An 8,154-nucleotide genomic window follows, 5' to 3' on the forward strand; every position below is an offset into this window, starting at 1 on the left:
AGGAGCTCACTCGCTAAAGTGAGCACCTTCTTCCAAATAATCGCTTTGATTCTCTCGACTTTCATCAAGAGAGAAAAGGATTACTCTTCGTCTTCTAGCTCGATGTTGATACCTAGCGAGCGGATCTCTTTCAACAGTACGTTGAACGATTCTGGCATGCCAGGTTCCATGCTGTGGTTACCGTCTACGATGTTCTTGTACATCTTAGTACGGCCGTTAACGTCATCCGACTTAACCGTTAGCATTTCTTGTAGCGTGTAAGCAGCACCGTATGCTTCTAGTGCCCATACTTCCATCTCACCGAAACGCTGACCACCGAACTGAGCTTTACCACCTAGTGGCTGCTGAGTTACTAGGCTGTACGAACCAGTTGAACGAGCGTGCATCTTGTCATCAACAAGGTGGTTCAGTTTCAGCATGTACATGTAACCAACAGTTACAGGACGCTCAAACGCATCACCTGTGCGACCATCAAACAGTGTTAACTGACCTGATGTTGGTAGATCTGCTAGCTCAAGAAGTGCTTTGATTGACTCTTCTGGAGCGCCATCAAATACAGGAGTCGCGATTGGTAGACCGCCACGCAAGTTCTTGATCAGAGTACGTACTTCATCATCAGATAGAGAAGCAATGTCTACTTTCTGGCGAGTGTCGCCTAGATCGTAAACTTTTTGTAGGAACTCGCGGAATTTCGCTAGTTCTTGCTGCTCTTTAACCATCTGGTTGATCTTGTCACCGATACCTTTCGCTGCCAGACCTAAGTGTACTTCTAGGATCTGACCGATGTTCATACGCGAAGGTACACCCAGTGGGTTAAGTACGATGTCTACAGGCTGACCTTTCTCATCGTATGGCATGTCTTCAACAGGGTTGATCTTAGAGATTACACCCTTGTTACCGTGACGACCCGCCATCTTATCACCAGGCTGAATGCGACGTTTAACCGCTAGGTAAACCTTAACGATCTTCAGGACGCCAGGTGCTAAATCATCACCTTGAGTGATCTTACGACGCTTAGTTTCGAACTTCTTATCGAAGTCAGCTTTTAGCTCATCCCACTGCTCAGCAAGTTGCTCAAGCTGAGTTTGTAGTGCGTCATCTTCTAGCGTTAGTTCTAGCCACTTCTTACGATCAGTTGTGTCTAGTTTCGCTTCAGAGTAACCGCCTTCAATCAATACAGCTTTAACACGGTTTAGAAGGCCGCCCTCAAGAATCTGGAATTCTTCAGTTAGGTCTTTCTTCGCTTCTTTAAGCTGCATCTGTTCGATTTCAAGCGCACGCTTGTCTTTCTCTACGCCATCGCGAGTAAAGACTTGAACGTCGATGATCGTACCTGATACAGAGTTAGGTACACGTAGTGAAGTATCTTTAACGTCAGATGCTTTTTCACCGAAGATTGCACGTAGTAGCTTCTCTTCAGGCGTTAGCTGAGTTTCACCTTTAGGTGTAACTTTACCAACTAGGATGTCGCCACCCTTAACTTCAGCACCGATGTAAACGATACCTGACTCGTCTAGTTTAGACAGAGCAGACTCACCTACGTTTGGAATATCCGCTGTGATCTCTTCAGAACCCAGCTTAGTATCACGCGCCACACAAGTCAGTTCTTGGATGTGGATAGTCGTGAAACGGTCTTCTTGAACTACGCGCTCAGATACTAAGATCGAGTCTTCGAAGTTGTAACCGTTCCAAGGCATGAACGCGATACGCATGTTTTGACCAAGCGCTAGTTCACCAAGGTCTGTTGAAGGACCATCAGCAAGAACGTCACCGCGTGATACAGGCTCACCTGGCATCACACATGGGCGCTGGTTAATACATGTGTTCTGGTTAGAACGTGTGTATTTAGTCAGGTTGTAGATGTCGATACCAGCTTCACCTGGTACTAGCTCTTCTTCGTTAACTTTAACAACGATACGAGAAGCATCTACTGACTGGATTACACCACCACGTTTAGCAACTGCAGTTACACCTGAGTCAACGGCTACGTTACGTTCAATACCAGTACCAACAAGCGGTTTGTCAGCTTTCAGTGTTGGAACTGCCTGACGTTGCATGTTCGCACCCATCAATGCACGGTTCGCATCATCGTGTTCTAGGAACGGGATAAGCGATGCCGCGATAGATACAACCTGGTTTGTCGCAACGTCCATGTACTGAGCGTGCTCACGAGGGTGTAGACCAGATTCACCTTTCTGACGAGCTGTGATCAGCTCATCTGCAAAAGTACCATCTTCGTTTAGCTTAGCGTTCGCCTGTGCGATAACGAATTGGCCTTCTTCGATTGCAGATAGGTAATCTACTTCGTCTGTTACTACGCCATCTACAACGCGACGGTATGGTGTCTCTAGGAAACCGTACTCGTTACAACGCGCAAACGCAGATAGAGAGTTGATCAGACCGATGTTTGGACCTTCAGGCGTTTCGATAGGACATAGACGACCGTAGTGAGTTACGTGTACGTCACGTACTTCGAAGCCAGCACGTTCACGAGTTAGACCGCCAGGACCCAATGCAGAAATACGACGCTTGTGCGTTACTTCTGATAGCGGGTTGTTTTGGTCCATGAACTGCGAAAGCTGTGAAGAGCCAAAGAATTCTTTAACTGCCGCAGAAATTGGCTTCGCGTTGATCAAGTCTTGAGGCATGATTGCGTCAAGATCGCCTAGGCTTAGACGCTCTTTAACTGCACGCTCAACACGTACTAGACCTACACGGAACTGGTTCTCAGCCATTTCGCCTACAGAACGGATACGACGGTTGCCTAGGTGGTCGATATCGTCCACTTCGCCCTTACCGTTACGGATCGCGATCAGCTTCTTCATCACTTCGATGATATCAGTTTCATCAAGTGTGCCTTGCTCTTGAGCATCTTCACGGCCGATAGAGCTGTTGAACTTCATACGACCAACAGTCGATAGATCGTAACGCTCTTCAGAGAAGAATAGGCTTTCGAATAGAGCTTCTGCAGCTTCTTTTGTTGGCGGCTCACCAGGGCGCATCATGCGGTAGATTTCTACCAATGCAGAAATACGATCAACCGTGCTGTCGATACGTAGTGTTTCTGACATGAATGGACCGTGGTCTAGATCGTTCGTGAATAGAACTTCTAGCGCTTTGTGGCCAGCCTGAGATAGGTTCGCTAGTGCTTCCAGGCTGATTTCCTGGTTAGCGTTAACAATGATCTCGCCTGTTGCTTCATTGATGTAATCTTTTGATGCAACTTTACCTACGATGTACTCAACTGGTACTTCGATGTGATCAACACCATCTTTTTCTAGTTGGCGGATATGACGAGCTGTTACGCGACGACCTTGCTCAACGTAAACTTTACCATTTGCTTCGATGTCGAATGACGCAGTTTCACCACGTAGACGATCAGGGACCAACTCCATCAATAGAGTTTGGTCTTTCACTTCGAAGTTCACTTTCTCGAAGAAGATATCTAGGATTTCTTCTGTCGACTTACCTAGTGCACGAAGGATGATCGATGCTGGTAGCTTACGACGGCGGTCGATACGAACGTACAAGTTATCCTTAGGATCAAACTCGAAATCAAGCCATGAACCACGGTAAGGAATAACACGTGCGTTGTATAAAACTTTACCTGAAGAGTGGGTCTTACCCTTATCGCTGTCGAAGAACACGCCTGGGCTTCGGTGCAGCTGGGATACGATAACCCTCTCGGTACCGTTGATTACGAAGGTACCATTGTCTGTCATGAGTGGAATTTCACCCATGTAGACTTCTTGTTCTTTAATGTCTTTTACAGTACCTGCTGGCGCGTCTTTATCAAAGATAACTAGGCGTAGTTTTACACGTAGTGGCTTTGAGTAAGTTACACCGCGGATTTGACATTCTTTAACGTCAAAAACTGGCTCACCAAGACGGTAGCTAACGTATTGCAGCTCAGAATTGCCGTTGTAGCTCTGAATCGGGAATACAGAACGGAAAGCGGCTTCAAGACCGTATTGACCTTCAGGATCCTGTTCGATAAATTTGTCGAACGAATCGAGCTGGATCGATAGCAGGTATGGAATGTCCAAAACTTGTGGACGAGTACCAAAGTCCTTACGGATGCGCTTTTTCTCGGTATAAGAGTAAACCATGGGGTTCCTCAGCTCGCTGATAAGTGACCCAAACTGTCCGCCCGCTCCTAGTTACTTAAGGGGGGTAAGGGACAGTGACTAATATAGCTGTTTACTGTAGTGACATTTCATTTCGTAAGAATGAAATGTTTTTTGCATGGATATCAGGCGCTTAAACAGCGGGAAAATTCGCCTATACCCTACAGCGCAAAAAGGCCGGTGGTTAAAAAACCACCAGCCAATTAGCCGTTAGGCTAAGAAACTATGCAATAATTACTTAACAGCAACAGTTGCACCAGCTTCTTCTAGCTGAGCTTTAAGAGCTTCAGCTTCTGCTTTCTCAACACCTTCTTTAAGAGGTGCTGGAGCGCCGTCTACTAGAGCTTTAGCTTCTTTAAGACCTAGGCCAGTTGCGCCACGTACTGCTTTGATTACAGCAACTTTGTTACCGCCAGCAGCTTCTAGGATTACGTCGAATTCAGTTTGCTCAGCAGCAGCTTCGCCTGCAGCAGCGCCGCCAGCTACAACAGCAGCAGCAGCAGAAACACCGAATTTCTCTTCCATTGCTTCGATTAGTTCAACAACTTGCATTACAGACATTTCTGCAACTGCGTCTAGGATTTGCTCGTTAGTAATAGACATAACAATTCTCTTTTAAGTCAACAATAAGTTTATTAAGCAACCAGTAAAAAGCAAGGCTTATGCCGCTGCTTCTTGTTTTTGATCGCGGATAGCTGCGATAGTACGCGCCAGCTTGCCAGCCGAAGCTTCTTTCATGCACATCATTAGGCGTGCAATTGCTTCGTCGTAAGTTGGTAGTGTTGCTAGTACTTCAGCGTCAGTTAAAGCGCCTTCAAATGCAGCAGCTTTGATCTCGAAATCTTTGTTCTCTTTAGCGAAGTCTTTGAAAAGACGCGCTGCAGCACCTGGGTGCTCATTAGAGAATGCGATTAGAGTAGGACCAGTGAAAGTGTCAGTTAGACACTCGTACTCAGTACCTTCAACCGCACGACGAGCAAGAGTGTTACGAACAACTCTCATGTAAACGCCAGCTTCACGAGCTTGTTTACGTAGAGAAGTCATCGCGCCAACTTGAACGCCACGAGAATCAGCTACAACTGCAGAAAGTGCACCACTGGCAGCTTCGTTGACTTCAGCAACAATTGCTTTTTTGTCTTGAAGGTTTAAAGCCATCTTGGATTTACTCCTGGTTGTCGTTACACCACTCACTATCATCACGACAGTGAGAGCTATTGAGGTGCTTCCCCAGAAGAAAGTTAACTATATTACATAGAGCTTTCTGTCAGTTCGGGCACCATCTACGTAGGATAATTAAGTTTGCTTTTACACAAACACCTACGGTCTTGGACGGAGACTGGGTCTTAATTCATTTCGAACTAGGAGACAGTTCAAAGAACCAAAGTTCAGCCCCAACCACAAATATTAGGCGCAAAATTATACACTAATTTTGCGCCTAAGCAAATAAATTATGCTTGAGTGTTCAGGCTAGCCTGATCAACAGCAACACCAGCACCCATAGTAGTAGAGATGCTTACTTTCTTCAGGAAAGTACCTTTCGCTGAAGATGGTTTAGCTTTCTTCAGAGCAACTAGAAGTGCTTCTAGGTTCTCTTTGATCTGCTCAGCAGAGAAGTTTGCTTTACCGATAGTAGTGTGGATGATGCCGTTTTTGTCGTTACGGTAACGAACCTGACCAGCTTTAGCGTTTTTAACTGCTTCAGCAACGTTAGGAGTTACAGTACCAACTTTAGGGTTTGGCATAAGACCGCGAGGACCTAGGATAGTACCTAGTTGACCTACAACGCGCATTGCATCTGGAGAAGCAACAACTACGTCAAAGTTCATTTCGCCTTTCTTAACTTGCTCAGCAAGATCTTCCATACCTACGATGTCTGCGCCAGCTTCTTTAGCTGCTTCAGCGTTAGCACCTTGAGTGAACACTGCAACGCGGATTTCGCGGCCAGTACCGTGAGGTAGTACAGTTGCACCACGTACGTTCTGGTCAGATTTACGAGCATCAATGCCAAGGTTAACAGCAACGTCTACAGACTCAACGAATTTAGCAGTCGCTAGTTCTTGAAGAAGAGCAACAGCTTCGTTGATTTCGTATTCTTTAGTTACGTCAACTTTTTCGCGGATTACGCGCATGCGCTTAGTTAGTTTTGCCATCTTATTAACCCTCTACCACTAGGCCCATTGAACGAGCAGTACCAGCGATAGAACGCTTCATCGCTTCGATGTCAGCACCAGTCATATCAGCAGCTTTAGTTTCTGCGATTTCTTGGATTTGAGCGTCAGTTACAGTACCAACTTTTTCAGTGTTTGGACGACCTGAACCAGACTTAACGCCAGCAGCTTTCTTAAGAAGAACAGCAGCAGGTGGAGTCTTAGTTACGAACGTAAAAGAACGGTCGCTGTATACTGTGATAACTACTGGAGTTGGTAGACCTTTCTCAATAGATTCTGTTTTTGCGTTGAACGCTTTACAGAATTCCATGATGTTCACACCGTGTTGACCTAGTGCAGGACCTACTGGTGGACTAGGGTTAGCCATACCAGCAGCAACTTGTAGCTTGATGTAAGCTTCAACTTTCTTAGCCATGATAATTCCTAAGTTTGGGTACAAACGCTAATCGCGGATCAGCTCCCCGTTTGTGTAAGAAACTTTTTACTTCACCTGAAGTAAAAAGGCGCGAAATTATAGTCATAATCCGCGCCTTATACAACCCTAAAAAGGTGATTTTTTATACTCTTTAACGAAGAGTCTTAGTCCAGCTTTTCAACCTGACCAAATTCAAGCTCAACTGGTGTCGCACGACCAAAGATCGATACAGACACTTTCAGGCGGCTCTTCTCGTAATCCACTTCTTCAACAGTACCGTTGAAGTCAGCAAATGGACCTTCGTTAACACGTACCACTTCACCCGCTTCGTACATTGTACGCGGACGAGGCGCTTCACTCGCTTTCTCAAGACGATTAAGAATCGCGTCAGCCTCTTTATCCGTGATAGGTGCCGGACGGTCTGAGGTACCACCAATGAAGCCCATGACACGCGGCACACTGCGTACTAGGTGCCATGATTCATCGTTCATAATCATCTGAACAAGGACGTAACCTGGGAAGAACTTACGCTCAGACTTGCGACGCTGACCCGCGCGCATTTCCACTACTTCTTCAGTAGGAACCAGTACTTCACCGAATAGCTCTTCCATGCCGTGCATTTTGATATGCTCGCGCAGAGATTGAGCTACACGACCTTCAAATCCAGAGAAGGCTTGAACCACATACCAGCGTTTTTTTGGAGCTTCACTCATGAATAAAAACCCTCTATACCCCAGTTGCTAGAGCTACTAGACGAACCATAATTCCGTCAATACCCCATAGCACTAGAGCCATTACAATACTTACAGCTAAAACGATCAGTGTTGTTTGCATGGTTTCTTGGCGAGTAGGCCAAACAACTTTACGTACTTCCATACGAGATTCTTTTGCAAAACTGATCGCTGCTTTACCTTTAGTCGTTGTTGCTGCAACGCCTAAGGCAGCTGCAATAAGAACAACAACGCCTGCAGCACGAACCACTACAGACATTTCACCATACAGGTAATTACCCACAACAGCGGCAGCTGCCAATACGAAAGCGGCTACCCACTTAAACGTATCTGCTGCGTTTGAGCTATCAGGAGTTTCAGCATTATTTGCTTTCATAAAACCAACCTGTTACAAGTCTTAATATAGACGACAACAACCCCGCTGTTGCAGGGCAAACTCCATATCGCTGAAAAAATCAGCGTACTCTTCTTAAGATTAAGCCTCTTTGCTTAATCTTGCTCTGCGCCCAACCCACTTCTGAACAAGAAAACAGCAAAAATAATGTTGAGTGCAGAAAAAGGGCATCAAATGATGCCCTTTTTGCTACTGGTTCGTCAAATCTAATTCAAGATTTTCCGAAAGCATCGCTAATTCGCTATGAATTAGTCGAAGATCTTAGCAACAACACCAGCACCTACTGTACGGCCACCTTCACGGATCGCGAAACGTAGAC

Annotated in this window: 7 protein-coding genes and 1 pseudogene; all 8 read right to left on the reverse strand. The window is 45.9% G+C overall.

The window, feature by feature from the left end; all coding sequences use genetic code 11:
- Positions 1–80: 80 nt before the first annotated feature.
- The gene (rpoB, locus tag R7Q09_RS23215) at positions 81–4,109 is read right to left on the reverse strand and encodes a DNA-directed RNA polymerase subunit beta (RefSeq protein ID WP_005384685.1); all 4,029 of its coding nucleotides are present in this window, start codon (positions 4,107–4,109) and stop codon (positions 81–83) included.
- Positions 4,110–4,361: 252 nt separating this feature from the next.
- Positions 4,362–4,730, reverse strand: a complete 369-nt coding sequence (gene rplL / locus R7Q09_RS23220) for a 50S ribosomal protein L7/L12 (protein WP_005382540.1) — start codon at positions 4,728–4,730, stop codon at positions 4,362–4,364.
- A gap of 57 nt (positions 4,731–4,787) precedes the next feature.
- Positions 4,788–5,282, reverse strand: a complete 495-nt coding sequence (gene rplJ, locus R7Q09_RS23225; protein ID WP_005382538.1) for a 50S ribosomal protein L10 — start codon at positions 5,280–5,282, stop codon at positions 4,788–4,790.
- A 293-nt stretch (positions 5,283–5,575) separates the two neighbouring features.
- Entirely contained in the window at positions 5,576–6,277 is a 702-nt protein-coding gene (gene rplA, locus R7Q09_RS23230; protein WP_005384683.1) for a 50S ribosomal protein L1, read from the reverse strand.
- A gap of 4 nt (positions 6,278–6,281) precedes the next feature.
- Positions 6,282–6,710, reverse strand: a complete 429-nt coding sequence (gene rplK, locus R7Q09_RS23235) for a 50S ribosomal protein L11 (protein WP_005384682.1) — start codon at positions 6,708–6,710, stop codon at positions 6,282–6,284.
- Positions 6,711–6,874: 164 nt separating this feature from the next.
- Complete coding sequence (gene nusG / locus R7Q09_RS23240; protein ID WP_005384681.1) at positions 6,875–7,423, reverse strand: transcription termination/antitermination protein NusG; 549 nt, start codon at positions 7,421–7,423, stop codon at positions 6,875–6,877.
- Between the two features lie 13 nt (positions 7,424–7,436).
- Positions 7,437–7,817, reverse strand: coding sequence for a preprotein translocase subunit SecE (gene secE / locus R7Q09_RS23245; protein WP_005384680.1), 381 nt, complete (start codon positions 7,815–7,817; stop codon positions 7,437–7,439).
- Positions 7,818–8,083: 266 nt separating this feature from the next.
- A pseudogene (locus R7Q09_RS23250) lies at positions 8,084–8,154 on the reverse strand (elongation factor Tu); the annotation flags it as partial.

It is taken from the genome of Vibrio sp. 2130-1 (genome assembly GCF_033339515.1).

Coding starts and splice junctions, on each gene's coding strand:
- rpoB (WP_005384685.1), bottom strand. CDS start 4,109: ATGGTTTACTCTTATACCGAGAAAAAGCGCATCCGTAAGGACTTTGGT.
- rplL (WP_005382540.1), bottom strand. CDS start 4,730: ATGTCTATTACTAACGAGCAAATCCTAGACGCAGTTGCAGAAATGTCT.
- rplJ (WP_005382538.1), bottom strand. CDS start 5,282: ATGGCTTTAAACCTTCAAGACAAAAAAGCAATTGTTGCTGAAGTCAAC.
- rplA (WP_005384683.1), bottom strand. CDS start 6,277: ATGGCAAAACTAACTAAGCGCATGCGCGTAATCCGCGAAAAAGTTGAC.
- rplK (WP_005384682.1), bottom strand. CDS start 6,710: ATGGCTAAGAAAGTTGAAGCTTACATCAAGCTACAAGTTGCTGCTGGT.
- nusG (WP_005384681.1), bottom strand. CDS start 7,423: ATGAGTGAAGCTCCAAAAAAACGCTGGTATGTGGTTCAAGCCTTCTCT.
- secE (WP_005384680.1), bottom strand. CDS start 7,817: ATGAAAGCAAATAATGCTGAAACTCCTGATAGCTCAAACGCAGCAGAT.